The 23,346-nt window shown below is 66.1% G+C and carries 25 protein-coding genes and 1 tRNA gene; 16 read left to right on the top strand and 10 right to left on the bottom strand.

The window, feature by feature from the left end; genetic code table 11:
* Nucleotides 1-2 precede the first annotated feature (2 nt).
* Together HD557_RS21615 and HD557_RS21610 are read right to left on the bottom strand one after the other, a co-directional pair.
* A complete protein-coding gene (locus tag HD557_RS21615) occupies nt 3-566 on the bottom strand; it encodes a DUF305 domain-containing protein (protein ID WP_196875413.1) in 564 nt (187 codons plus the stop codon).
* A gap of 83 nt (nt 567-649) precedes the next feature.
* The gene (locus HD557_RS21610; RefSeq protein ID WP_196875412.1) at nt 650-1,087 is read right to left on the bottom strand and encodes a DUF6153 family protein; all 438 of its coding nucleotides are present in this window, start codon (nt 1,085-1,087) and stop codon (nt 650-652) included.
* Between the two features lie 56 nt (nt 1,088-1,143).
* Here HD557_RS21610 and HD557_RS21605 point away from each other — a divergent pair, with 56 nt between their 5' ends.
* A complete protein-coding gene (locus HD557_RS21605) occupies nt 1,144-1,776 on the top strand; it encodes a hypothetical protein (RefSeq protein ID WP_196875411.1) in 633 nt (210 codons plus the stop codon).
* A gap of 636 nt (nt 1,777-2,412) precedes the next feature.
* Here HD557_RS21605 and HD557_RS21600 read toward each other — a convergent pair.
* A complete protein-coding gene (locus HD557_RS21600; protein WP_196875410.1) occupies nt 2,413-3,411 on the bottom strand; it encodes a protein NO VEIN domain-containing protein in 999 nt (332 codons plus the stop codon).
* Nucleotides 3,412-3,556: 145 nt separating this feature from the next.
* On the opposite strand from HD557_RS21600, the gene HD557_RS21595 reads away from it, so the two are divergent.
* The 3 genes from HD557_RS21595 (at nt 3,557) to HD557_RS21585 (ending at nt 5,727) form a co-directional block, all read left to right on the top strand.
* Complete coding sequence (locus HD557_RS21595) at nt 3,557-3,766, top strand: hypothetical protein (RefSeq protein ID WP_196875409.1); 210 nt, start codon at nt 3,557-3,559, stop codon at nt 3,764-3,766.
* A 201-nt stretch (nt 3,767-3,967) separates the two neighbouring features.
* A complete protein-coding gene (locus HD557_RS21590) occupies nt 3,968-5,086 on the top strand; it encodes a DUF262 domain-containing protein (RefSeq protein ID WP_196875408.1) in 1,119 nt (372 codons plus the stop codon).
* Nucleotides 5,083-5,727, top strand: a complete 645-nt coding sequence (locus HD557_RS21585) for a hypothetical protein (protein WP_196875407.1) — start codon at nt 5,083-5,085, stop codon at nt 5,725-5,727. The genes HD557_RS21590 and HD557_RS21585 overlap by 4 nt, the downstream gene beginning before the upstream one ends.
* 89 nt (nt 5,728-5,816) lie before the next feature.
* Here HD557_RS21585 and HD557_RS21580 read toward each other — a convergent pair whose 3' ends face one another.
* A complete protein-coding gene (locus HD557_RS21580; protein ID WP_196875406.1) occupies nt 5,817-6,944 on the bottom strand; it encodes a hypothetical protein in 1,128 nt (375 codons plus the stop codon).
* A gap of 129 nt (nt 6,945-7,073) precedes the next feature.
* The gene (locus HD557_RS21575) at nt 7,074-8,147 is read right to left on the bottom strand and encodes a DUF1152 domain-containing protein (protein WP_196875405.1); all 1,074 of its coding nucleotides are present in this window, start codon (nt 8,145-8,147) and stop codon (nt 7,074-7,076) included.
* Between the two features lie 76 nt (nt 8,148-8,223).
* On the opposite strand from HD557_RS21575, the gene HD557_RS21570 reads away from it, so the two are divergent.
* The 9 genes from HD557_RS21570 (at nt 8,224) to HD557_RS21530 (ending at nt 14,768) form a co-directional block, all read left to right on the top strand.
* Nucleotides 8,224-8,967, top strand: a complete 744-nt coding sequence (locus HD557_RS21570; RefSeq protein WP_196875404.1) for a GntR family transcriptional regulator — start codon at nt 8,224-8,226, stop codon at nt 8,965-8,967.
* 120 nt (nt 8,968-9,087) lie between these two features.
* The gene (locus HD557_RS21565) at nt 9,088-9,555 is read left to right on the top strand and encodes a plasmid replication, integration and excision activator (RefSeq protein ID WP_196875403.1); all 468 of its coding nucleotides are present in this window, start codon (nt 9,088-9,090) and stop codon (nt 9,553-9,555) included.
* Nucleotides 9,552-9,887, top strand: a complete 336-nt coding sequence (locus HD557_RS21560; RefSeq protein ID WP_196875402.1) for a hypothetical protein — start codon at nt 9,552-9,554, stop codon at nt 9,885-9,887. The genes HD557_RS21565 and HD557_RS21560 overlap by 4 nt, the downstream gene beginning before the upstream one ends.
* Nucleotides 9,884-11,188: an FtsK/SpoIIIE domain-containing protein gene (locus HD557_RS21555; protein ID WP_196875401.1), complete on the top strand. Its 1,305-nt coding sequence runs from the start codon at nt 9,884-9,886 to the stop codon at nt 11,186-11,188. The genes HD557_RS21560 and HD557_RS21555 overlap by 4 nt, the downstream gene beginning before the upstream one ends.
* Complete coding sequence (locus tag HD557_RS21550; RefSeq protein WP_196875400.1) at nt 11,185-11,553, top strand: WhiB family transcriptional regulator; 369 nt, start codon at nt 11,185-11,187, stop codon at nt 11,551-11,553. The genes HD557_RS21555 and HD557_RS21550 overlap by 4 nt, the downstream gene beginning before the upstream one ends.
* The gene (locus HD557_RS21545; protein WP_196875399.1) at nt 11,550-11,747 is read left to right on the top strand and encodes a hypothetical protein; all 198 of its coding nucleotides are present in this window, start codon (nt 11,550-11,552) and stop codon (nt 11,745-11,747) included. Before HD557_RS21550 ends, HD557_RS21545 begins: the two co-directional genes overlap by 4 nt.
* A complete protein-coding gene (locus HD557_RS21540) occupies nt 11,744-13,345 on the top strand; it encodes a replication initiator (RefSeq protein ID WP_196875398.1) in 1,602 nt (533 codons plus the stop codon). Before HD557_RS21545 ends, HD557_RS21540 begins: the two co-directional genes overlap by 4 nt.
* 14 nt (nt 13,346-13,359) lie before the next feature.
* The gene (locus HD557_RS21535; RefSeq protein WP_196875397.1) at nt 13,360-13,563 is read left to right on the top strand and encodes a helix-turn-helix transcriptional regulator; all 204 of its coding nucleotides are present in this window, start codon (nt 13,360-13,362) and stop codon (nt 13,561-13,563) included.
* A complete protein-coding gene (locus HD557_RS21530; RefSeq protein ID WP_196875396.1) occupies nt 13,560-14,768 on the top strand; it encodes a tyrosine-type recombinase/integrase in 1,209 nt (402 codons plus the stop codon). Before HD557_RS21535 ends, HD557_RS21530 begins: the two co-directional genes overlap by 4 nt.
* 102 nt (nt 14,769-14,870) lie before the next feature.
* Here the strand turns inward: HD557_RS21530 and HD557_RS21525 are convergent.
* The 4 genes from HD557_RS21525 to HD557_RS21510 form a co-directional block, all read right to left on the bottom strand.
* Nucleotides 14,871-14,943, bottom strand: a tRNA-Lys gene (locus HD557_RS21525).
* A gap of 82 nt (nt 14,944-15,025) precedes the next feature.
* Nucleotides 15,026-16,603, bottom strand: a complete 1,578-nt coding sequence (locus HD557_RS21520; protein WP_196875395.1) for a phytoene desaturase family protein — start codon at nt 16,601-16,603, stop codon at nt 15,026-15,028.
* 10 nt (nt 16,604-16,613) lie between these two features.
* Nucleotides 16,614-17,048: a MarR family winged helix-turn-helix transcriptional regulator gene (locus tag HD557_RS21515; protein WP_196875394.1), complete on the bottom strand. Its 435-nt coding sequence runs from the start codon at nt 17,046-17,048 to the stop codon at nt 16,614-16,616.
* Between the two features lie 2 nt (nt 17,049-17,050).
* Complete coding sequence (locus HD557_RS21510; protein ID WP_196875393.1) at nt 17,051-17,509, bottom strand: MarR family winged helix-turn-helix transcriptional regulator; 459 nt, start codon at nt 17,507-17,509, stop codon at nt 17,051-17,053.
* A 76-nt stretch (nt 17,510-17,585) separates the two neighbouring features.
* Between HD557_RS21510 and HD557_RS21505 the strand changes: the two genes are divergently transcribed.
* The 3 genes from HD557_RS21505 (at nt 17,586) to HD557_RS21495 (ending at nt 21,652) form a co-directional block, all read left to right on the top strand.
* A complete protein-coding gene (locus HD557_RS21505) occupies nt 17,586-17,966 on the top strand; it encodes an MmcQ/YjbR family DNA-binding protein (protein ID WP_196875392.1) in 381 nt (126 codons plus the stop codon).
* Between the two features lie 255 nt (nt 17,967-18,221).
* Nucleotides 18,222-18,806 carry a hypothetical protein gene (locus tag HD557_RS21500; RefSeq protein ID WP_008363411.1) on the top strand — a complete coding sequence of 195 codons (585 nt, stop codon included), beginning with the start codon at nt 18,222-18,224 and terminating at the stop codon, nt 18,804-18,806.
* 119 nt (nt 18,807-18,925) lie between these two features.
* Nucleotides 18,926-21,652: an AfsR/SARP family transcriptional regulator gene (locus tag HD557_RS21495; protein ID WP_196875391.1), complete on the top strand. Its 2,727-nt coding sequence runs from the start codon at nt 18,926-18,928 to the stop codon at nt 21,650-21,652.
* 8 nt (nt 21,653-21,660) lie between these two features.
* Here the strand turns inward: HD557_RS21495 and HD557_RS21490 are convergent, their stop codons facing one another.
* Nucleotides 21,661-23,286 carry a long-chain fatty acid--CoA ligase gene (locus HD557_RS21490; protein ID WP_008363415.1) on the bottom strand — a complete coding sequence of 542 codons (1,626 nt, stop codon included), beginning with the start codon at nt 23,284-23,286 and terminating at the stop codon, nt 21,661-21,663.
* Nucleotides 23,287-23,346: the final 60 nt, after the last annotated feature.

Below are 23,346 nucleotides of genomic sequence, written 5' to 3'. Positions count from 1 at the left end.
GGTCAGGACTTCAGCAGTTCCTGCATCGTCTGGATCTCCTCGGTCTGAGCGGTCTCGATGTCCTCGGCCAGGGCCTTGGCGTCGGCGTACTCACCGTCGGCCTGCTCGGTCTTGGCCATCTCGATCGCACCTTCGTGGTGCTCGATCATCATCGTGAGGAACATCTGGTCGAACTCGGCGCCGCTCGCGCCCTCCAGCGCGGTCATGTCCTCCTCCGACATCATCCCGCTCATGTCGTCCGACATGTCGCCGTGGTCCATGTCGGACATGCCGCCGTCGGGTACGTCCTCGCCCCACGACTCCAGCCAGCCGGTCATGGTCTCGATCTCGGGATCCTGTGCGGCCTCGATGTCGGCGGCGAGGTCCTTGACCTCCTGGCTCTCGGCCCGCGTCTCGGCGGCCTCGGCCATGTCGATGGCCTGCTGGTGGTGCGGGATCATCTGCTGGGCGAACGTGACGTCGGCGTCGTTGTGTCCAGCGGTCGTGTCGCTGTCGTCCTCGCCGCCGCAGGCAGCGAGCGTGAGCAGCGCGGCCGCGAGCACGGCGGCCGTCAGGGTCTTGCGCATGAGAGTTACTCCATCTACGTGATGTTGGTCTGGGCAGGCGAAAGCCCGAGTCACCCGGGTGGGTGCCTCGTGGCGACGACCTGTCAGCAGCGGATCACGCAGAGTCGGAGCAGATCGGGTGGGTCACGGTCCCGCCCGGAGAAGGAGCCACTCGGCCAGGTGGGCAGCAGGCTGCGGAGGATCCGGATGCCACGTCGCGCCAGGGTCAGCACGATGCCCACGACCAGTCCGGTGAGGATCGCGAGGCAGAGGCCGAGGAGACCCCCGCCCTCCTCGTCGCCGGGGATCTGGCTCTGGTGACCTGCCGAGCTGTCGGCCGCGGTCAGCGGGCCGGATGCATGCGGGCCGCCCTGGTCCATCACGACCATGACCCCGGCGCTCTCGGGCGCGGCACCCACCGGATGAGCACCGACGTGCGATCCCCAACCGTGCATCGACATCAGCCCGAACAGCGCCACCGCGACAGCGGCCAGCGCCAGGCGCGTCCCGCGCCCGGGTGCCGGTGTCCGGAGCCCTTGCATGTTCCTGATCCTAGGCGATTGGCCATGAGGGACGACCAGGCTGCCACACTGTTTCGGTGCCCAAAGACTGGTTCCGCTCTCCCGACTGGTCACTCGCGGCTCAGGCCGACTTCGAGGCGCGCGTCTTGCGTGCGCGGCCCAACAACCGCGCTCAGTACATGCGCATCAAAGGACTTGCGCTGAGCGACGCAGGCGAGATCCGCGGGGCTCGAGAGTTGTGGGAACGGGTTCTCCAGAGCACTGATGAGTTGGCCGTCACCCAGAAGGCGGCAGCCTTGGAGCACCTCGGCGACTCGTACACGGGCGACGATCCGGCAACTGCCGAGGCGTACTTTCGCAGGCTGCTAGCCGAACATCCGACGCTCAACGGGACGTCGTGCACGGTCGAGATTGCCCTCGCTGAAGTGTTGATCGAAAAGGGCGACGCAGCCAGTGTGAACGAGGCTCAAGCACTCCTGAACTCTTTCTTCGAACGAGGCACGTCTCAGTTTCCGAATGTGCTCTTCCGCTGGCACCTGGCGCTCATCCGCATAGCCGAGGCATTGGGCGACGATGTGACCGTGCAACATGCAGCACGTACTGCCCTGAGTCTTGTCGAGCGCGGCCCGGTCTTTCCGCGCCACAAGACCGTAGGGGTAGTCCACGCGGACAAGTGGACCCTGACGCGTTTGAAGAAGTTGGCGAGGTAGGTCGTACGCGCGAGCGCCCAACGCGGGGGCTTGGGAAAATGGTCGGAGCGGGCCTTCAGCGTGAGGTCGCACATGCTGCGACTGCAGGGGAGTTGGGACGAGTGGCAGGAAGACGTAGGAGTCGAGTTCCTCAGGAGTTGCGTAGCGAACGCTGAGGACTCTGAAACCGGCCAGAATGACGAGGGCGGGGAGACGGGCTCGTGAACCGCATTCCTTACGCACCGGGTATCAGGGCCTTGAAATGCAAGAAACTCCCGACCGTTTGTGCTGGTCAGGAGTCTTGTTTGGTACGCCATGTAGGACTTGAACCTACAACCCGCTGATATCGCCACTGCTCCGCTGCTGCCTTGGGCTGAGCCTGCCCCCTGCGCGTTGAGCGCACCTGTCAGTTGTGGTTGTTCCGGGCAAATCGACCCGCATTGTGTCCGCGATTGTGTCCGCACCCATGAGGGAGTCCAGATGAGTGCCACCGAACCGATAGCCAGCCAAGATTGCTCGGTGTCGCCTGGTGTCAAGGGTGGGCGTAGCCCATTGCGTAGCAACGCTCCTGCGCCCTTGATGCCAGGTGGCGGCGTGCAAACCCTGGGGATCGGGGCGGGGGCCGGAGGTGCAATGTCGGTCCCAGCTAGCCCGGCCTCACTCCGGGAGTGGGTACCGGTATGCCGTGGGGATGAGTTGGTTGCGATCAGGCAGCCAGTCTTCCCATATCCTCACTCGTCCGCCGGAGCATTCGTTGGTGCTGGTGACGTTGATCTGGTCGACGACGACGAGGATCGTGGGGCTGTGGCCTTCTGCGTGGCGGACTTCGCCGTCGGTCAGGTCGACGGTCTCACGTGTGACGCTGCTGCCTTTGACCTCGATGTGGATCTCGATTCCGTCCTTGGTGGCGGTGATGTCCCATGGGTTGAAGAGTCCGACGTCTTCGACCTCGTAGCCGTCGTCATCCCAGAGGTTCATGACTGTCTTGACGGCGTGGGTCTCGATGGCCTTTTTGCGGATTGGATCTCGGAGCCGACCGGTGCTGGCCGTTCGGGACGTAGCTGTGGACCCGCTTGCCGCGGGGATGTGTGGCCCCTCTGCGAGCTCACGGACCTTGTCGAGCTCGGGGATCGCCTCGACCAGGGCTTGGGGGAACTTGACGAGGTATCCCTGGGCGGCACGAAGGGGTCGCTTGTCCGAGAGTGCGTAGGGGAAGTAGATCGGGCCGTCGATCTCGGCCGAGAGCTGATCGCGGACAGCACGGACCTTCGCCTCGAGCTGCCGGAGTCGCTCCTGGGTGACCGGCGCAGGAAGAGGGACGTACCCAGTCAGCAGAGCCTCCCAGCCAGGCTCGGACTTGGGCTTTCCCGTGGGGGCGTTGGCCCGACCATAGGTTCCGCGGCTCTGCCACCTGATGGTCGAGCTGAACGGTTCGTCCTTGACGACCGAGTATCCGACGATGCCGGGGCCGGCGTTCTTGTCCCAGTGGAAGACGATGTCGCCCGGGATGACGTGGTTGACGAGGGTGTAAGACCAGTACTCCGCGCCGTTGTCGGCGGCCTTGGGGGCAATGAGGTTCTCGCCGATGTCGCTGCGGTTGGTGATCTCCATCCAGTACCGCTCGCCGGCATCTTCGATCCACCACTCGTTGATCATGTGATCTGGCCTCCTCAGTCAGTTGCGCCCGCGTCGCCTTGGACCCCTGAGCAGAATGTCAGGCCGAGCCGCGCGCCGACGGTGAGTCGTGAGAACTTTTCGGGCTTTCGGTTTAGAACCGGTCGGGTCGGGGTAGAAGGCAGGTATGAGGAAGCCTGTGATCGAGTTTCCGCCGGAGCTGCTGGACGATCCGTCGCTGCCGTTGCCGGAGCGGGTGGATCGGATGACGGCTCGCAGCGATCTGGAGTGGGCAGCGTGGCAGGAGGCGTACGGGAACGTGGTCGAGCTGCCGTTCGGGATGCCGGTGTTGCCGGTCGAGGTGGATGAGCCGGGTTGGTCGACGCCTGGAGTGTGAGCGCTTGGTCTGCGGACTGGGCGCTCTTCTTCATTTGCGCGGCACGTAGGGGGACCGGCCGCCAGGCCGCACGCTCCCGGAGGCCGCGCACGCGGCCGGAGGCCGCCTTGAGTCAGTAGAGAAAGTCCTCACGCCGCCAGGGTGCGACAGTTCCTCGACATTTCGGCCTCGACGAGGGCCAGGCATGGCTAAAGTCTGCGCATGGACGTTGAGCCGCACATCACCTCTTACGTAGGTCTCGACCTGCTCGCATGGCGGCAGCAGGGAGCCCTCGTGCTGAGCCCTAAGTTTCAGCGTCGCGGCGTCTGGTCGACGAGTGCCCGAAGTTACTTCATCGATACCCTCCTGCGCGGCTTCCCGGTCCCGCCTCTTCACATCCGCCTGCGGCGCGACACCAAGCGCGGACTTGTGCGCGAGGTGGTAGACGGGCAACAGCGATTGCGCACCCTCTTCGACTTCATCGAGGGAAAGTACCGACTCTCGCCCCAGGTGGGCGAGCAATGGGCCAATAAGACGTACGACCGCCTGGCAGATGCCGATAGAGACCGTCTGCAGGAGTTTAGATTTTCCGTCTACCAGTATCAGAACGTCGACGACGCGACCGTTCTCGAAATCTTCGCCCGTATCAACACTTACTCCGTCGCACTCAACAAGCAAGAACTTCGAAACGGAAAGTACTTCGGCGATTTCAAGAAGGCGGTGTATGCGCTTGCACTGCGTCATCTCGAGTTCTGGCGAGACAGTCGCGTTTTCAGCGATGCCGCAATTGCGCGAATGAACGAGGCTCAACTGGTCAGCGAGCTACTCATCATGCAGATGGACGGAATTCAAGACAAGAAGAATTCGATTGACTCGTTCTATCGTCACCTTGATGTAGAGTGGGGACTAGAAGAACGTACCTGGGAAACAAAGAAGCGCCAAGTTCCAATAAATTGGATTCCGGGGGAGGAGTCCGCTCGGCGTGTCGATGTCGTTCTTGACGAGATCAATCAGGTCGTTGGAGACATGCTGCCTGAATCGGAGTTTCGTCGTGTCCCGCTCTTCTACACTCTCTATTCGGCTTTCTACCATCGGCTCTTTGGGCTTCCCGGCTTCGATCGACCGTCACCGCACGTGCCGTTAGACGGCGACGCGGCGGTTCGTGTCCGGTCGACCCTAGACGCACTGTCCGAGCTGGTATCCGAGAAACCGAACCTCGACGACCTAAGCGATTGGCGACGCCAGTTCGTTCTCGCCGCCGCGCGGCAGACAGACAACATCGCTCCTCGACAGGCCCGGCTTGAGATCCTCTGGGATCAAGCCGACCTATCTGACAAATGAAGCGGATGCCTGCGCTCGGCGCAAAGTGCGTCGAAGACTTCAATAATACTCTCAGCATTGCCGCAGCCACCGAAACACTCTGGTTGACGGCACCTCCTACGTCCGAGGTACGGAAGCATCTCAAAGTTCCTCAGCTCGAGGCGCTGTATGAAGCCGCCTTTCTGCGCATCTTCTCCGCATATGAGAATTTTCTTGAGGATTCACTCTCGCATTTCATGGCGAAGTACGAAACCGCCACCTATACCCCAGTGGCGGCAACCGGTAAGACGTTGCATAGTTCACTCAAAGCTGCCCTCATCGAGTTGTACGACGGCCGCCCGTACATTTTGTGGCATGGAGTCTCGAGCGTAATAAAGCGCTCGCGAAAACATCTAGATAGCAGTCCAATCGAAACCGCATTGATCGCAAACCAAGCGATGCTCGAAGACTACGCGCGTATAAGGCATCGTATTGCGCATGGCTCACCCGATGCGGCTACCGAGTTCCTGAATGCGGCTACACGTCTAACTGGCAACACCCACGGCGGAAAGCCTGGCCGGCTACTCAGGGCCGCGGATATCACCGATCCACTCAATCAGCCGAAGTGGATTCGAAACGTCGTTGACGGCATGGCGGATGTAGTTCTCCAGATCTGCCCCTAAGCAGGAACCCGCCACGGCCTAGTCTTACGTCCGCCCGGTGACAACGTCCTCTCAAGAGCTCGCACGGTGCGGATGCTGCGGAGGGCCTGTCATCTCGACGGCTCCTGAGCGACGAATGGCGCGTTGCTTCGACCTCTCCAAGCCCGTTCTAGCCACTTCTCGAAGTTGGGTTCTCCGTCGAAATGCGGGAGTGAACTCGCGTACATTCCATTGGTCGAGCCAGTCTTGCTTCTCTCGGTTGCGGTATCGAAATCGAACGTTGCAGCGCCAGTCATCATCGACGCCCCGAAGATCCGTGCTCTCTTTATGACTTCGCACGCCGCCATGAAGGAATGCCCCACATATTGCGAGAGGTAGTCGACATGGACCACATCGAACGCTTTGTTTCCTGAAAACGCATATCGTCCAATTGCGTCCAGTGCGGATCCTCGACCTGGCTCATTATGAATAACGCGAACCCATGGAACTGATTCGAGTACTGGATCACCGTTGACCATCTTTACCGCGACAATCGGCGCCCTGAGCACGACTAGGGGAACCACGGTGCGAATGTCCTGGTATAGCTGCGGCGATCTCGGTGTAACCTCCTGAAGGTAGTACGAGAGTGCCTTCAGTACCGGAAGCGCGAGTCCGCGAAAGGCTTCTTCGCCTGAAAGCTCAAGGCTCTTTCCCTTTCTGTAAACGCGACTCATCGACACGGCAGCCGGCGGAGTAATCGCAAACGGCAGGTCATGCAGGGCGAGTGCGCTGTAGGTCGTCATTCTCATTGGGCTCGGATCGCTTTGCCCCGTGTAGATTCTGATGTCCTCAAACGGGAGCCCGCCGAGGATCGGAAAGTTTCCAAAGTCGGCGTCCCGCACGAAGAAGACGAATGGGAGCTCCGATTGCTTACACTCGATCAAAAAGTCCAGGTGCCCCCGGAGGTAAGATTCAGGGCTCGTTGGCAATCCTGGCTTGTGCGACTCCTCCAAGCGTTCGATCTCGAAGCTTAGAAGTGCATCCAGTTGGCGGGTGGTGTTTTCGTCGCGGTCGATATATGACCATTCTTCCTGGAGGACTCTCGGACCGTAGGCACTAATGGGAATTTCGCGCGTAATGATGTCGACGACGTCGGATTGCAGGGGGTACCCAGAGCGCGAGATCGCTGCGATTAGATCATCGGTTTCGACGCCAGCGCCGAGAACGTTCGAATTCGGGTTGTCAGGATGGATAATCACGCTAAGATTCTAGGGCCATTCGCACGTGGTGTCCTTGGCTTTCAGTGAATCTAACGCGCCCCGAAGAACATGAGGGTTCGCCCGGCACGGGATCGGAAGGTCTGGTGGTATGGACGTGATGAGTAAGACTTACTCTGCGACTCGTGCAAATGCCGCTGCAAGTTCGCCGAGGTCCCACAACCCGAGTCCAGAAAGCCTTGCCTGTTCGAAGTTTGGCAGTTCGGCATTCGAAGCCTCTAGAAGCCTGCGGGTGGTGATCATTGATGCACCTCGTCGACGGCTTGCTTCCAGGTGAGAAGAAAGCGGCTCAGACCGCTGGAGGGACCGTTGCGTGGAACGACGCCGCTCGTAGTCGAGTTCATCAACGGCGACGTTGCGCATGATCTCCTCAGCCGCTTGGAGACTGTGCGTGTGGATGAGGGCAGCTGCAAGCGGAAAGTCTTCGATCGCCGGCGCTTCGACACACCAAACGCTGGCGCTGTCGTCGGTTACGGGCACGGGGTCCAGGCCTCGCCGCATGTCGACTGTGCCTCGATGACCCAGCGCGGCCGCGGCTGCAAGTGTTGTAGCTTCCGTCGGATGCCAGGCGAGCACCTCAGACAGAGTGCCTACGTCAGACGGAGTGACGGCACCGATCCGCTCTGCGTTAAGGCGCTCGAGGCTCTGTGTCACTTCGCCAGCGGTGAGTTCGCCGTCCACCCCTGGCCCGAGGATCGCGAGCCGGACAGGCATATCGGTCTGGAGGCTCGCCGCGAGGGTCAGTGAGTCCGCTAGTGGGCTGAGAAGCCTGGGCTCGTTACCGCGCGCGATAACGTCCCCGCCGACGTCCACCACAGTGAGCGACTGAGCGTCGAGGGCCTGCGCCAGCGATCGCAGCTGATGGGCCAGGCCGACCGCTCCGCCCGCGAAGTCGTGCACGAACAACCGAGCGTTGATGTCTCCTGCGAGTCTCGGGAGCACCGAGCGGCCAGCGGGAAGCGTGTCGCTGGATGGTCCGATCTCAGCGCGAACGCCTGCGACAGCGCGGAGACCGACGAAGTCGCCTCTTGACCGAGGACCAGGTACCGGGTCGATCCGAAGTCGTTCCCAGGCACACGTACTGATGAGCGCTCGCTCTCGGGCGTCGTAGCCAAGCAAGCGCCGGATCAACATTGCACCAACAGCATCTCCGCCACCGCCGGCCGCCACGAGGAGGGTTCGCATGGCCTCGATTGTCACCTGTCAGTGCTCGAGGCGCTACCGTTGAGAAAGTGGTATTAGCCAGTCGGAAGAAGTAGCGATGAGCAACACGGCGAGCGGAGCACCGAAGTTCCGTCAGATTGCGGACCAGATCCGTGCTCGGATCCTGAGCGGCGAGCTGCGCCCGGGCGATGAGATCCCCAGCGAGCGGGCAGTGGCGGCGGATTACAACGTGTCGCGCCCTACTGCGACCAAGGCCCTGATGCTGCTTCGCGAACTCGGCCTGGTGCACTCGATACAAGGTTCGGGAACCTTTGTGTCTGACCTCGCTGTGAACCGACGAGCAAGCGAGCGCTACACGAAGGCTCGTACGTCCGGGAGGATTTACGCCGACGGAACTCGAGCCGAGATTGTGGCCGCCGAGGTCGTGCCCGAGGTCCCGGAACATGTCACCCGGGCCCTGCAGCTCGAGCCAGGAAGTGCTGCGATTCGCCGCCGCCGCATCACCTGGGAAGGCGAGCGCCGAGCCGAGACCTCAACATCGTGGTTCAACGCGGATCTGGCTGGCACCGCTCCTCGGCTGCTTACCAAGGAGCGGATACGGTCCGGAACCTTGGCATACGTCGAGACGCAGACCGGCCGGCTTGGTGCCTATGCGCGCGACCGGACATGCGCACGTAAAGCCGGCGTAGATGCCAAAGACCTCGGCATGGCCGACGAAGGCGCACCGGTTCTCGTGGTCGAGCACATCGTGTACGACCAGCACGACCGCCCAATCGAGTTCGCAGAGGCGGTCTACCCGTCCGACCGCTGGAGCTACGAACAGCGGTACGACCTGAGCTAGCCCACGCTCACCGCCGAGAAATCTTGGGGAAGGTGTTGCGCTTCGTAAGTGGTATATGCCACTCTGTGGGAAGTGGCATATACCACTTATCAACCACCTCAGATCCAAGGAGATCAAGTCATGGCGATGAAGCAGCGTTTCGCAGTCCAGCACGGTGACGTGTTCCCGAACGGCGCGTTCCTCAAGGGTGAGGTCGAGCCGGTGCTCGACTTCCAGGCCGGTAAGCGGGCTGATGGGTCGATGCCGCAGCAGCTCGACAAGGAGACGGGTCTGCCGCTGTGGCAGGTCATCGTTCTCGACGCCGATGACGCGGCCGGCAAGAAGGACACCGCGATCACGATCAAGTTCCTGGCCAAGCACCAGCCGGTCCCGCCGGCCAACGACACCCCGTTCCCGTGGACCCCGGTCGAGTTCGTGGGCCTGACCGCTCTGCCGTACGTCGAGTACACGGGTGGGAAGAACCGTGAGGGTCAGGACCGGACCCGGATCACCTGGTCCTACCGGGCCACCGAGATGGTCAAGCCCGGTGACAACGGTGCTCGTAAGCCGGCTGCCGGTGGTGCCCCGGCTTCGAAGGCGGCGGCGTGATGTTCGGCCGCGAGATCGAGTGGTTGGGGGCAGTGATGCTGCGGATACCTCAGCTCAACGTCTCGTCGCCGGCGGTGGTCTCCCTCGAGGTCCACGAAGGCGGGGTCCGCCTCGACGGGGTCAAGCTCCTCGCGGACATCCGCGTCACGATGCGGACCGCAGCTGAGGCCAAGACCTTGGCTGAGTCCCTCGGCCTGGTCGCGTTCTACCGGGGCGAGATCATCGACGACGAGATCTTCAGCCTGTGGCAGGGCCTGGTCCCCGTCGAGGGCGAAACCATGCCGCTGGGTGTCGAGGTCGCCGCCTATGAGTCGGCGGGGGTGGCCTCATGAGCGAGTCCCTGATGCTGGGTCTGGCCGGGATGGTGACTGCTATCGCTATCGCGATGGTGGTTGTCTTCCCGGCCGCCCGCCGGGCCGCCCTCCTCGTGGCCCGGTTCGCCGGCTCCCTGCTGCGCCAGGCTTGGTGGTGGCTGCGGTTCCGGTTCACCTGGAAGGGCGTCGCCCGCGAGGCTGGCCTGTCCAAGCGCCGTACGAAGCGGGTCAAGCGGCTCGGGGTGGGTGAGGAGTCGATCGAGAAGTGGAGGGACCCTCGCCTCAAGAGGGTGAAGACCTCGGCACACTCGGTGACCCTGAAGGTCAAGACTCGTCGAGGTCAGGCCCTGGCCGCCCTCGAGGGCTTTGCCCCGGAGCTGGCCGCCACCTACTCGGCCGATGCGTACCGGGTCTACCCAGCCAAGCGCCGCGCCGGCTCCACGGTGATGTTCGAGCTGGTGATGCGCGACCTGATCAAGATCCCCGCCGTCGCCGGCATGCCGGAGCCGCGGATGCAGACCGAATCCGTCCTTCTCGGCCGGCGCCAATCGGGCAAGCCGTTCCGGCTCCAGGTCGAGCAGCGCCACACCCTGGTCGTGGGTGCCTCCGGTGCCGGCAAGGGCTCGTTCCTGTGGGGCATGGTCGGCTCCCTCGCCCCGGCGATCGCCGTCGATGCGGTCCAGGCTTACGGGATCGATCTCAAGGGCGGGATGGAGCTGACCATGGGTGCCCCGCTGTTCACGAAGATCGCGGTCCAGGGTGAGCAGGCCGTGGAGATGCTGCGCGAGTTCGTCGCGATCGCTGACCAGCGCACCGAGCAACTGCGCGGCTACTCCCGCAACCACAAGCCCGGCCCGGGTGACCCGCTCTACCTCCTCGTGATCGACGAGCTGGCCTCGCTGACCGCGTACGCGGACCCGGAGATCCGCAAGGAGGCCGAGCGGCTGTTGAAGCGACTGCTCTCCATCGGCCGTGCCGTCGGTGTCGTGGTGGTCGCGTTCGTCCAGGACCCGCGCAAGGAGGTCATCGACATGCGCGGCCTCTTCACCCAGACCATCGCGCTGCGGCTGCGCTCGGCCATGGAAACCAACATGGTCCTCGGCGACGGCATGGCACCCTTCGCGCCGGCACACCGGATCTTGAAGGCCGCTCAGGGCACCGCGTGGATCATCGACGAGGACGGCTCCACCGACCGCGTCCGGGCCGACTACTGGTCCGATGACCTGATCCGCCGGGTTGCGTCGCTCTACCCGGCCGATCCGGCCGCTGCCCCGGGTGCGATCGCTCCTGAGCCTCCCGCGCTGGGTGGTGCGGCATGAGTACGCCGGCATGGATGAACGACGCAGCCTGCGCCACCCGCGAGGCTCGGGGTCTGCCCTGGACCACCGACACCCTCGAGCTGCCGGAGGTCGTGGTCGACCTGATGCGGTCCACATGCGACGACTGCCTCGTCCGTTCCGCCTGCAACGCCTACGTCATCGCTGAAGGTGTTTCTGGTGGCATGTGGGCCGGTACCGACCGCGACACCCACCGCCGCCCGACCCCGGTCAGCCCCCAACCGAAGCCGGAGCCGGCCCCTGGGCCGCTGCCTCGTGCCATGCCCATCTACGACCGAGACGGCGAGCTCGTCGACCACCAGCTCGTGCTGTTCCCCTGGACCAACGGCCTGGGCGGTGCGGCATGAAGACCATCGCCGGCGACCGCATCCTCATCGAGGAAGGCCAACTCCTGGGCTCATGGACCGCAGCCTGCGGCGGCTGTGGCTGGATCTATGGCTCACTCAGCGGTGTGGCCGGCTACTACAGCCGCACCGACGTCACGACGGCTGCCCGCCTGCACGCTAGCGAGTGCATCGGTGACCAAGGGGCTCTGTGGTGACCTCGACGACCGCTGATGCTCCGGGCATCCACAGTGACGCATCCTCCTCCGGCTCTGGGTTTCCGGGGTTCGGGGAGGATGCGCCGCTGGATCTGTCCGGCCTCACCCCCGCCGGCTTCCAAGCCGTCACCTCCCGGCTGCTCGACAAGACCTTCGACGCCTTCGCGGAGACCGCGGCCGCGGTGAAGAACTGCGCCCACCCCATCCGGCTGACCGGCCGATCGCGAACCTTCGAACGCTCCGAGGTCTCCGAGCTGCGCGCTGCGCTCTACAAGACCTACGGACCCGGCCAGGTCGCCCTAGGGGAGCCGGTGGGGTCGTTCTCCTCCGATGAGGCACCGCTGGGTGTGCTCTACCGGCCCTGCGGCAACCGACGAGCCGACGTTTGCCCCTCGTGCTCGAGGACCTATGCCCGGGACACGTTCGCGATGATCGACGCCGGCCTCTCCGGTGGCAAGACCGTCTCCGCCACCGTGGCAGACAACCCGCTGCTCTTCGCCACCCTGACCGCGCCCTCCTTCGGGACCCACGTCCACCGCCACGACAACGCCGGCAAACGCTGCCGACCCCGCGCCCGTGACAAAGGGGCCCGCTGTCCCCACGGCCGGCCGATCTCGTGTCACAAGGTCCACTCCGCCACCGATGCCGTTGTTGGTGCGCCGTTCTGTCCCGACTGTCACGACTGGACCACCGCGATCGTGTGGCAGTGGTGGGCACCCGAGCTGTGGCGCCGTACGACGATCGAGCTCAAACGGGCTCTGGCCAAGAAGCTCGACGTCCCCGAGTCCCGTCTGGGCAAGGTGGCCTCGGTCCAGTTCGTTAAGGTCGCTGAGTACCAGACCCGAGGCCTGGTCCACTTCCATGCCCTGCTCCGCCTCGACGGCAACGACGGCCCCGGATCGCCGGCACCCCTGGACGGGATCGACCTCGCCCAACTCCTGGCCGAGACCATCGCCAAGGTCACCTTCGAAGCGCCTCCGGTCGACCACACCGGCGTCACCCGGGTTCTCTCGTGGGGCAGCCAGGTTGATATCCGGGTCGTGCGTGATGGTGACCGCACCGACGACCCCGATGCTGCTCTGACCCCGGGGCAAGTGGCCGGCTATCTGGCCAAGTACGCCAGCAAAGACGTCTCCTCGATTCGCCTCGAGGACACCACCCGGCCCCATCTGGCGCGGCTGACCTCGACGTGTCACGACATCTTCGAGACCTCCGATGCGCTCTATGGCGGCCAGGACAACCCGTACGAGCTGATCAAGAAGTGGGCCCACATGCTCGGGTTCCGTGGCCACTTCTCGACCAAGTCGCGGCGGTACTCGATCACCTTGGGCCGGCTCCGTCGTGCCCGCGCCCGCTATCAGCAGCTGGTGACAGACGCGCGCCGTAACGGGGAATCCCTCGAGGCGATCTCCACCGCCGAACTGGAAGCCAGGCTCCTGGCCGAAGACGACGAGGAAACCACCCTCGTGATCGGTGAGTGGGCCTACCAAGGCTCCGGATGGACCAACGCCGGCGACGAAGCGCTCGCTCTCGCAGCTGCTGCGCGCGCCCGCGAGTACGACCAGTGGAAAGCCCAGACGAAGAACGCCAATCGATGAGAGGAAGAAGTGGGATGAGTGAGATCAAGATGCCCACCGATCGGCTGTGGTCGGTGCAGGACGTGAGCGAGTACCTCGGGATGCCCGTTCACACCATCTACGCGTGGCGATCGGCCGGCTATGGGCCTCCGGGGCGACGGATGGGGAAGCGGCTGCGCTACCGGCCAGAAGATGTCCGGGCCTGGGTGGAGTCTCTCCCGACTGAGGTGGTCGCATGAGCGAGCCACTCAAGCTGGGGGAGCACGGCAAGGTTGCGACATTCCGTGAGCGTGGCAAGCCCTATGCCCGGGTCAAGGTCCGACTGTGGTCCGGGACGATCCGGCCGGTGAAGCGCTCGGGCAAGACGTACGCTGATGCGACCCGCCGCGTGCTCGATGCCGTCCGCGATCTCCTCGAGCAGGGCGGCGGCCCGACCGGGTTAACAAAGGCGTCAACGTTCCGGCAGGCCCACGCTTCTTGGCTTGCCTCGTTCACACAGCTGGTGGAGAAGGGCAAGCGGGCCGAGTCCTCGCTGGCGCTCTACACCACAGAGAGTGAACGGGTCGTGCTGCCGGCTATCGGTGACCTGCGCCTGGGGGAGATCACCACTCCGGTAGTGGAGCGGTTCATCCAAGGTGTGGTTGCTGATAAGGGGGCGTCCACGGCGAAGGTCTGCAAGTCGGTGGTCTCCAACACCTGCTCTCATGCGGTACGGCAGGGAGGGATGACGTCCAACCCGGTGCACGATCTGACGCCGATTGAGGCCACGAAGAAGCGGAAGGCCAAGGCGCTGCGCGGTAAGGAGATCAAGGCGTGGCTGGATGCGATCGACGCCAGCGACCTCGGCCGGCGCAAGGACTATCCCGATCTTGCCCGCTTCATGCTGGCGACCGGCGTACGTATCGGCGAAGCGCTCGCGGTCACTTGGGCCGATCTCGACCTGGCGGCCGGGACGGTCAAGATCGAACACACGGCGTACCGGGTGACGGGTAAGGGCGTGGTGCTGCGCAAGGTGAAGTCGGTGACGTCGGATCGTGCGCTGCTGATCCCGTCGTGGTGTGTGTCCATGCTCAAGGAGCGTCGCAAGAAGATGCGTGCCTTCGACGGTCCTGTGTTTCCGGACGCCAAGGGCGGTTTCCGCGATCGCAACAACGTCCAGCGCGATATCCGCAACATCCGGAAGGGCACAGACTTCGAGTGGCTGACGACCCACACCTACCGCAAGACGGTCGCTTCGACACTCGACGAGGCCGGCATCAGTGGGCGCCAGGTCGCCGATCAGCTCGGGCATTCGCGAGTCTCGATGACACAGGACACCTACCTCGACCGCCGGCCGGTCAACGAGAACAACCTGCGTGCGCTCGAGGCGATCGACCCCGACGCGACAGACCGTGACGAAGGCGACGCAGGCGAAGGCGAAACCACCGAGGAGGCGGGATCGTGAACCGCACTCACTGTGTCCGCAACTTTGTCCGCGCCGCAGGATTTGGCCCAGAAATGAAAGCAACCCCTAACCCGTCATCCCAGGTCAGGGGCCGATTTCCTGTACGCCATGTAGGACTTGAACCTACAACCCGCTGATTAAGAGTCAGCTGCTCTGCCAATTGAGCTAATGGCGCATGTCCTTCGCGCGTCAGGCGCGCTCGGCGACGAGAAGAACATTAGCAGCGGGCTCGGATGCGGCCCAAATCGAGGAGCGGATCAGCGGAGCTCCAGGACGGCCTGGGCGGCGTTGTGGCCGCCGAGGCCGGAGACGGCGCCGCCGCGGCGGGCGCCGGAGCCGCAGAGCAAGACGCTGCCGACGTCGGTGGCGACGCCCCAGCGGGTGGCGGGGGTGGTGAGGTCGGCGTCGTCGGGGGCCCAGGGCCAGGCGAGGTCGCCGTGGAAGATGTGGCCGCCGGGCATGGCCAGGTCGGCCTCGATCTCCTGGGGGATCTTGGCCTCGATGCAGGGCTCGCCGTCGGCGTTCCGCGCGACGACGGAGGAGATCGGGTCGAGCAGGTGCTTGTCGAGGGAGGCGATGGCGCGCTCGACCGCCTGGGCCTTGCGCTCCTCGCGCGTGGCCGGGTCGTCGAAGAGGGTCGCCGGGGCGTGCAGGCCGAAGTAGGTGAGCGTCTGGGTGCCGGGCGGCACGTCTCCGAGGATGGAGGGGTCGGTCAGCGAGTGGCAGTAGACCTCGCCGGGCATCTCGGTGGGCACCGAGCCGGCGGTGGCCTCGGCGTACGCCTTCTCGAGCTCCGAGTAGGACTCACCGAGGTGGAGCGTGCCAGCGAAGGCGACGTTCGGGTCCTCGCCCGAGCGCAGCCGGGGGAGGCGCTGGAGCAGCATGTTGATCTTGAGCTGAGCACCCACCGGCTTGACCGCGGGGGAAGGCGTGCGGCCGAGGAGGCCGTCGAGGACGTACGGAGCCAGGCCGGCGAGCACGAAGTCGGCTGCCACCGTGTGGGAGCCGGAGGAGTCGGTCCAGGTGACCTCGGCGCCCTCCCCGGCCGCACCGCCGCGGATCGAGGTCACGGTCGCGTCGGTGAGGACCTCCGCGCCACCTGCGTACGCCGCCTTCGTGATCGCCCCGGTGACCGCGCCCATGCCGCCGACGGGGACGCGCCACTCGCCGGTGCCGTTGCCGATCAGGTGGTAGAGGAAGCAGCGGTTCTGGATCAGGCTCTCCTCGCCGAGGCCGGCGAACGTGCCGATCAGGGCGTCGGTGGCGACCACGCCGCGGACCAGGTCGTCAGTGAACCGGCGCTCGATCGCCTCGCCCAGGGGCCGCTCGACGAGGTCGCGCCAGATCGGCGCTGCCACTTGCGAGCGGATCGCGGCAGCGGTCGGCAGCGGGGAGGTGAGGGTGGGTGCGACGACCCGGGCGAGATCGGCGACCTCGGCGTAGAACGACTGCCACGCGGCGTACTCCTCGTCCGACCCGGTCACCGCCCGGAAGCTTGCCGCGGTGGCCTCGCCCTCCGGCGTCTCCACGAGGAGGCCGGTGGCGCGGGAGCCGTCGAGGAAGGGGGAGTACGACGCGGTCTGCCGCGACGCGAGCTCGATGTCGAGCCCGAGGTCGGTGCGGATCTGCTCGGGCAGCAGGGAGACCAGGTAGGAGTAGCGCGAGAGCCGGGTCGGGAAGCCCTCGAACGCCTGCGCCGAGATCGCCGCGCCGCCGACGTGGTCGAGCCGCTCCAGCACGAGGACGGAGAGGCCCGCCCGGCTCAGATAGGCGGCGGCGGTGAGGCCGTTGTGACCGCCGCCGGCCACCACTACGTCGTACTTCTCCTGTGCCATGGCCCCGATACTAGGAGGCAGCTAGTGCGGCGTTGGCCCGTTCGGTGAGGGTGGCCAGGACGCGCGCAGTCGCGGCGAGGTCCTCGGCCGGGATGTCGGCGAAGAACGTCCTGGTCAGCGGCTGACTGCGCTCCGTGATCTGCTGCTGGAGGCGCTCGCCCTCCGCGGTCAGGGTGAGACCGTCGGCGATCAGGCCGCGGGCGATCGCCGCGTCGAGGTGGGACTCGACCTCGGCCGTGGAGACCTTGATGTTGCCGGCGGTCGTCGCGACCAGATCGTCCCGCGGGGTGTCTCCTCGGCTCAGGTAGTTGAGCAGGAGCGACTGCTCGAAGGTGAGGTCGTAGTCGTCGAGCACCTCGAGCAGGTTCTTGCGGATCGCGAAGTAGGCGACGCCGAGGTTGGCGCCGGTGACAGGGCTCGGAACAGGGGGAGTGGCGGTGGTCATGATCAATCTCCAGGTGTGGGATCGGTGTCGATGGGTGCGGCGAGCATCGCCTCGAGCGCGGCCTGCGCCTCGGCTGCCTGACGGCTGTCGCGGCCGCCGATGGGTGCGGTGAGCTGGTCGAGCAGCCGGCCGGTCACCGCGATCGCCTCGCGGGTGACCTCGGTGCCCGCGGGCGTGATGGCGAGGCGTACGGCCCGGGTGTCCTTCGTGTCCCGGACGCGCTCGACCCAGCCCTTGGTCTCGAGCTGGCGGGCGAGCTTGGAGACGTACATCGGCTCCAGGCCGGTGATGTCGGCCAGCTGCTTCTGGGTGGGAGCCTCCGAGGAGCGGAGGCCGTGGAGGGAGGCGATCAGCGAGTACTGCGCGTGGGTGAGGCCCAGCGGCGCGAGAGCTCGGTCCATCGACACCCGCAGATGCATGGCGAGGCGCCACACGACGTATCCGATCGTCTGCTTCTTCATAGAAGAAACGGTACATGTTGATCATAAACATGTATAGCAATTAATGATGTCGGTGGTCCCTGGCAGGATCGGCAGCATGGCTGAGCGTCCTGCGGTTCCCGAGGCGATGGTGGCGCGGCTGAGGGAGATCCTCGCCGCGTTCCCGAAGTGTCTTGAGGACGACGCCTGGGTCGGCGTGCGCTGGCGGGTCGGCCAGGCGACGGTCGCGCACGTCTTCGGCGGCGAGGACCAGCTCTTCCGGATCGTGTTCCGGGCCGAGCTCGACGAGGTGATCGCCTTCGAACATCTCGGCCACCCCTACTTCAAGGCCGGCTGGGGCGGCAACGTGGTCGGGATGATCGTCGACGACGACACCGACTGGGACGAGATCGCCGAGCTCCTCACCGACTCCTACTGCATCCAGGCTCCGGCGAAGCTGGCTGCTCTCGTCGAGCGTCCGGCCGTGGGGACGGAGTAGGGTCCGCTCGTGCACATCGCGATGGCCGGCGTGAGCCCGATCGACGAGCTTTCGCTGGTCACGCCCTGGTTTCTCGTCGAGCCGGTGATGGCAGGCCCCGTCCACCGCTTCGTTCTGTGGAAATGATCCCCGAAGACTTGTGCTGGGATTGGGACCTTAGACCCTAGGCCGACTGCTTGGACTCCGGCATGTTGCCATGGTAAATCAAGGGGAACAATTACCCTTCCATGGCAACAAATTTCATAAGGAGTGCGTGTGCGTCGTGTGGCCATGCTGATCCTCGGGGGAGCCGTCGCGGCGGCCGGGGTCGGCTGCGGTTCGGACAGTTCCATCGACTACGGGTTCTACAGCAACAACCATGGCGAGAACCCCGCGATGGAGAAGAAGGTGATCACCGTCGACAGCACCGAGAGGATCCAGCAGAACCAGCAGCTGGGGTTGACGGCAGAGGGCACCATCAAGGGCGAGGCACCCGGAATCCTGTTGAGGGTGACTGTGCAGGACGTCTTCGAGACGTCGTTCACCGACGGCAGCGAGACCCCGCCGGGGTCGCGTGTGATGGCCGTCGAGATCCAGGTCGTCAACGCCGGGTCGCGGGTGTTCAACGACACCCCGGCGACCGGTACGACGGTCATCGACGCCTCGGGCAAGAAGTACAAGAGCGCGCCCAGCACGGTGACGGTCGACGGCGGAGAGGTGTTCCCCAACCCGTTCGGGTTGCAGCCGCGAGACCAGCGGACGGCCCTGGTGCCGTTCGTCGTCCCGGTCGGGGTGAACATCAAGCAGGTCGCTTTCCAGATCGACAAGGGCGGCGAGAGCGGCCTGTGGCGGGTTCCGTAAACTCGAAATTTTAGCCAACCTCCAGGCAACCGTCTGGCGGCATTCCGCGTCACCATCTGCGTGGTGATGAGACGATGGGTCGTCTCGGACGTAATGCTGCGTGGTCAACAGGAGGTGTGGTGCGGGTCCGGGTCCTTGGCGCCGTCGAGCTGATCTGTGACGACGGCACGGTGCAGAAGCTGTCGCGTACGCGGCGGACGCTGCTCGCCCTGCTGGTGGCCGCGCGTGGAGCGCCGGTCTCCTCCGACCTGCTGGTCGAGGAGCTGTGGAGAGGTTCACCCCCGGCGACGGGGGTGAACCTCCTGCACCAGCGCATCCGTGACCTGCGCCGAGCGCTCGGCGAGCACCGCCACCACCTGGAGCGCCGTGCGAACGGCTATGCGCTGGTCGGCGCGGACGTCGACCAGGTCCGCTTCGAGGAGCTGGTCGAGCAGGGCTGTGCCTCCGCCGATGCCGGGGACCACGAGCGGGCCAGCATGCTCTTCGATGCTGCGCTGGGGTTGTGGACCGGGGGTGCGTACGGCGGGGTCGGCGAGTCCCAGATGATCGCGACCGAGGCCGCCCGGCTCGACGAGCTGCGCCTGGTCGCCGTCGAGTCGCGCGCCGCCGCCGATCTGGCGCTCGGCCGGCAGGCCGCGGTGGTGGGCGACCTGGGGCCGTTCGTCCAGGACAACCCGCTGCGCGAGCGCCTGTGGCTGCTGCTGATGACCGCGCTGTGGCACTCGGGTCGCACCGCCGAGGCCCTCGACGCCTACCAGCGCCTCTTCCGGCTCCTGCGCGACGAGCTCGGGGTCGAGCCGTCCAAGGACGTACGCGACCTGCACATGCGGATCCTCGACGGCGACGATCCCGAGCCCACCCCCGAACCGGCTCACGAGCAGATCGTGCCGCGCCAGCTGCCGCCGGTCGTCGCCGCCTTCGCCGGCCGCGAGGACCATCTGACGATGCTCGACGAGCTGGCCGCCGAGGACGAGGGCAGGGCCGTCGTGATCTCGGCGATCGCCGGCACGGCGGGGATCGGCAAGACGACCCTGGCGCTCTACTGGGCCCATCGCAGCGCCCACCACTTCCCGGACGGGCAGGTGTTCGTGAACCTGCGCGGCTTCGACCCGCGCGACGCGCTCGACCCGTTGGATGCGCTCGGGGTGGTGCTCGAGGCGTTCGGGGTCGAACGATCCCGCCAGCCCCAGGACATCGACGGCCGGGCCGGGCTGCTGCGCAGCAGGCTGGCCGACAAGAGGGTGCTGCTCGTCCTCGACAACGCCCGCGACAGCGAGCAGGTCCGCAGCCTGCTTCCCGGGAGCCCCGGCTGCGTGACCCTGGTGACCAGCCGCAACAGGCTCTCCGGCCTGGTCGCGGAGGCCGGCGCGAAGCCGATGGAGCTGGGGCTGCTCGACGACGTCGAGGCCTACGAGCTGCTGGCCGGGCGCCTCGGCGAGGACCGTCTCCTGGCCGAGCCGGAGGCGGTGGAGCGGATCATCGAGCTGTGCGCCTCGCTGCCGCTGACGCTGTCGGTCGTGGCTGCCCGCGCGGCCACCCGGCCGGCGTATGCCCTGGCCGACCTCGCCGACGAGCTCGGTGAGTCCCGTCTGGACGGGTTCGGCGGAGGACGCGGCGATCTCCGGGCGACCTTCTCGTGGTCCGTACGGCACCTGTCCGACCCGGCCGCGCGGCTCTTCCGGCTGATCGGTCTGCACCCGGGGCCGACGCTCACGGTCCTGGCCGCGGCCAGCCTGGCCGGGGTCCCGCGCGTGCGGGCCCGCCGCCTGCTCGACGAGCTCACCGAGGCCAATCTGCTGACCGAGGTGGCACCGGGCCGGTTCGTGCTGCACGACCTGCTCCGGGAGTACGCCGCCGACCTCGCGAGCCACGAGCCCGACGACGTCCGTCGTGAGGCCGAGCTGCGGATGATCGACCACTACGTGTTCAGCGCGCGGTCCGTGCACAGCGCCTACGACCCCCACCAGAGCCACATCGATCCCACCGAGCCGATCCGCGACGGGGTGGCCGTCGAGGTCGTCGGAGACAGTGCCGAGGCGCTGGTCTGGATCGCCACCCAGCTGCCGGTGATGTCACGCGTGATCGACGCGGCCGTCGCCAGGAGCATCGCGCTCGACCGGATCGTCCTGCTCGTCGCGGCCCTCGAGCGCCTGCTCGACCTCCAGGGACGCTGGATCGAGCTCGCCGCGCTGGCCGAGGCCGCGCTGCCAGGGATCCGCCGCAGCGTCTCGCAGGGTGGCGACCCGGCCGGGCTCGGCGTCCTGCACCGTGCCGCCGGGGCCGCCTGTGGGCGGCTCGGGCGGGTCGAGGACGCCCTCGACCACCTCGGCCGCGCCCTCGACCTGGCGATGGAGTCGGCCGACCTGGCGGCGGAGGGTAAGACCCTGCACCGGCTGGCCACCGTGGCCACGGCCTCCGGCGATCATGCCGGGGCTGCTGCGTACGCGGCTCGGGCGGCGGAGGTCTTCGCCCGGGCGGGCGACCCCATCCGTGCGGCCTGGACGACCGGGCGGCTGGGTCTCTACGAGGCCCTCGACGGCGATTACGCGTCGGGGCTCCGACACTGCAAGGCGGCGCTCGCCGGGCTGCGCCGGGTGGCGCCCGGCAACCGCAGCGAGGGCAACGTCGTCGCCACGATCGGCTGGATCCACCAGCAGCTCGGCTCGTTCGACGAGGCGGCCGGCCACTTCGAGGAGGCCGTGACCAAGCTGCGTGCCGCCGGCGACCTACCCGGACTGGCCGACGCCCTCGGCCACCTGGCCGAGACCCGCACGGCCCTGGGCAAGCACGAGGACGCCCGCTGCGCGAGGGTCGAGTGCGACTCGATCCTCGCGCAGCTGGGCTGATCCGCGGCCTAGGCCGTGGGCAGCTTGTAGTCGGCGTACTCCTCGCGCAGGGTCTTCTTGGAGAACTTCCCGACCGAGGTCTTGGGCACCTCGTCGATGAAGACCACGTCGTCGGGCACCTGCCACTTGCCCAGGTTGTCGGCGAGGTAGCCGAGCAGCTCCTCCTTGGTCACCGACTCACCCTCCTTCACCACCGCGAACGCCAGCGGCCGCTCGCCCCACTTCGGGTGCGGCACGGCGACGACCGCGGCCTCGGCGATGCTCGGGTGGCCCATGATGAGATTCTCGATCGCGACGGTCGAGATCCACTCGCCACCGGACTTCACCAGGTCCTTGGTGCGGTCGACGATGCGTACGTAGCCCAGCGGCTCGATCGCGGCGATGTCACCGGTGCGCAGCCAGCCGTCGGGCGAGAACGAGCCGGCCGCGTCGACCTTGTAGTAGCCCGACGCGATCCACGGCCCGCGGCACTCGAGCTCGCCAGTGGTCTCGCCGTCCCACGGGAGCTCGTCGGTGGTGCCGGGCTCCACGATGCGGAGCTCGACGCCGACGGCCGGGATGCCCGGCGACGTACGGAAGTCGGCCTTCTCCTCCTCGGAGAGGTCGGCGATCTCGGCGCGCTCGTTGAAGACGCTGCCGAGCGGCGACATCTCGGTCATGCCCCAGGCCTGGGTGATCGGCAGCCCGATCGCCTCGCGCCAGGCTTCTGAGAGGGACTTCGGCACCGCGGAGCCGCCGCAGATGACGACCCGCAGCGAGGAGAGGTCGGCGTCCTTGAGGAGCGGGACCATGCCCATCCAGATCGTCGGTACGCCGGCCGCGATCGTGACCTTCTCGGCCTCGAGGAGCTTGATGATGCCGGCGGGCGAGAGGTCGGGGCCGGGCAGGATCAGGTTGGCGCCGGCCAGCAGCGAGGAGTGGGCGAAGCCCCAGCCGTTGGCGTGGAAGAACGGCACCACCGGCAGCACGCGGTCACGGTCGTTGGTGCCGAAGAGGGTGCCGGACAGGGAGGCCAGCGCGTGCAGGTACTGCGAGCGGTGGGTGTAGACGACGCCCTTCGGGTTGCCCGTCGTGCCGGAGGTGTAGCAGATCCCGGCGGCGGCGCGCTCGTCGGTGACCCGTCCGTCGATCACCGCCTCCTCGGCGTCGGCCATCAGCTCCTCGTAGGAGACGACCCGCGGGTCGTCCGGGAGCGGCGTCGGCGCCCCGTCGTCCATCACGACGACGTGCTTGAGGGTGGTCAGCTGCGGGAGCAGCGGCGCCAGCAGGCCGAGCAGCGAGCGGTCGATGAAGACGGCCTCGTCCTCGGCGTGGTTGAACGTGTAGACGAGCTGCTCGGGGAAGTAGCGGATGTTGCCGGTGTGCAGCACCCGGCCGGTGCAGGGGACGGAGTAGTAGAGCGCCAGGTGGCGCAGGGTGTTCCACGCGAAGCTCGCCACCCGGCCGTCCTCGGAGATGCCGAGCCGGTCGAGGACACCGGCCTGCTTGCGTACCTCCACGGCCAGGTCCTTGAACGTGCTGCGTTCCAGACCGGTCGCGGTCTTGGTGACGATCTCCCGCGTCGGGAAGACGCGCTCGGCGCGCCGGATGATCGTGTCGATGGTCAGCGGTGCGTCCTGGATCAGTCCTTGCATGCTGCACATCGTGACCCAACGTGGCGCGCGTCACAACGAGTTCACCCGAACTTCTTGCGG

The organism is Nocardioides luteus (genome assembly GCF_015752315.1).
In the GTDB taxonomy this organism is placed as follows: domain Bacteria; phylum Actinomycetota; class Actinomycetes; order Propionibacteriales; family Nocardioidaceae; genus Nocardioides.
Note: the sequence above shows the minus strand (reverse complement) of the source record. Positions and strands in the feature narration are given on the sequence as shown.

What these genes read in the sequence shown, in the direction of transcription:
- HD557_RS21615 (WP_196875413.1), bottom strand. Translation starts at nt 566, where the DNA reads ATGCGCAAGACCCTGACGGCCGCCGTGCTCGCGGCCGCGCTGCTCACG.
- HD557_RS21610 (WP_196875412.1), bottom strand. Translation starts at nt 1,087, where the DNA reads ATGCAAGGGCTCCGGACACCGGCACCCGGGCGCGGGACGCGCCTGGCG.
- HD557_RS21600 (WP_196875410.1), bottom strand. Translation starts at nt 3,411, where the DNA reads ATGATCAACGAGTGGTGGATCGAAGATGCCGGCGAGCGGTACTGGATG.
- HD557_RS21595 (WP_196875409.1), top strand. Translation starts at nt 3,557, where the DNA reads ATGAGGAAGCCTGTGATCGAGTTTCCGCCGGAGCTGCTGGACGATCCG.
- HD557_RS21590 (WP_196875408.1), top strand. Translation starts at nt 3,968, where the DNA reads ATGGACGTTGAGCCGCACATCACCTCTTACGTAGGTCTCGACCTGCTC.
- HD557_RS21585 (WP_196875407.1), top strand. Translation starts at nt 5,083, where the DNA reads ATGAAGCGGATGCCTGCGCTCGGCGCAAAGTGCGTCGAAGACTTCAAT.
- HD557_RS21575 (WP_196875405.1), bottom strand. Translation starts at nt 8,147, where the DNA reads ATGCGAACCCTCCTCGTGGCGGCCGGCGGTGGCGGAGATGCTGTTGGT.
- HD557_RS21570 (WP_196875404.1), top strand. Translation starts at nt 8,224, where the DNA reads ATGAGCAACACGGCGAGCGGAGCACCGAAGTTCCGTCAGATTGCGGAC.
- HD557_RS21565 (WP_196875403.1), top strand. Translation starts at nt 9,088, where the DNA reads ATGGCGATGAAGCAGCGTTTCGCAGTCCAGCACGGTGACGTGTTCCCG.
- HD557_RS21555 (WP_196875401.1), top strand. Translation starts at nt 9,884, where the DNA reads ATGAGCGAGTCCCTGATGCTGGGTCTGGCCGGGATGGTGACTGCTATC.
- HD557_RS21550 (WP_196875400.1), top strand. Translation starts at nt 11,185, where the DNA reads ATGAGTACGCCGGCATGGATGAACGACGCAGCCTGCGCCACCCGCGAG.
- HD557_RS21545 (WP_196875399.1), top strand. Translation starts at nt 11,550, where the DNA reads ATGAAGACCATCGCCGGCGACCGCATCCTCATCGAGGAAGGCCAACTC.
- HD557_RS21535 (WP_196875397.1), top strand. Translation starts at nt 13,360, where the DNA reads ATGAGTGAGATCAAGATGCCCACCGATCGGCTGTGGTCGGTGCAGGAC.
- HD557_RS21530 (WP_196875396.1), top strand. Translation starts at nt 13,560, where the DNA reads ATGAGCGAGCCACTCAAGCTGGGGGAGCACGGCAAGGTTGCGACATTC.
- HD557_RS21520 (WP_196875395.1), bottom strand. Translation starts at nt 16,603, where the DNA reads ATGGCACAGGAGAAGTACGACGTAGTGGTGGCCGGCGGCGGTCACAAC.
- HD557_RS21515 (WP_196875394.1), bottom strand. Translation starts at nt 17,048, where the DNA reads ATGACCACCGCCACTCCCCCTGTTCCGAGCCCTGTCACCGGCGCCAAC.
- HD557_RS21510 (WP_196875393.1), bottom strand. Translation starts at nt 17,509, where the DNA reads ATGAAGAAGCAGACGATCGGATACGTCGTGTGGCGCCTCGCCATGCAT.
- HD557_RS21505 (WP_196875392.1), top strand. Translation starts at nt 17,586, where the DNA reads ATGGCTGAGCGTCCTGCGGTTCCCGAGGCGATGGTGGCGCGGCTGAGG.
- HD557_RS21490 (WP_008363415.1), bottom strand. Translation starts at nt 23,286, where the DNA reads ATGCAAGGACTGATCCAGGACGCACCGCTGACCATCGACACGATCATC.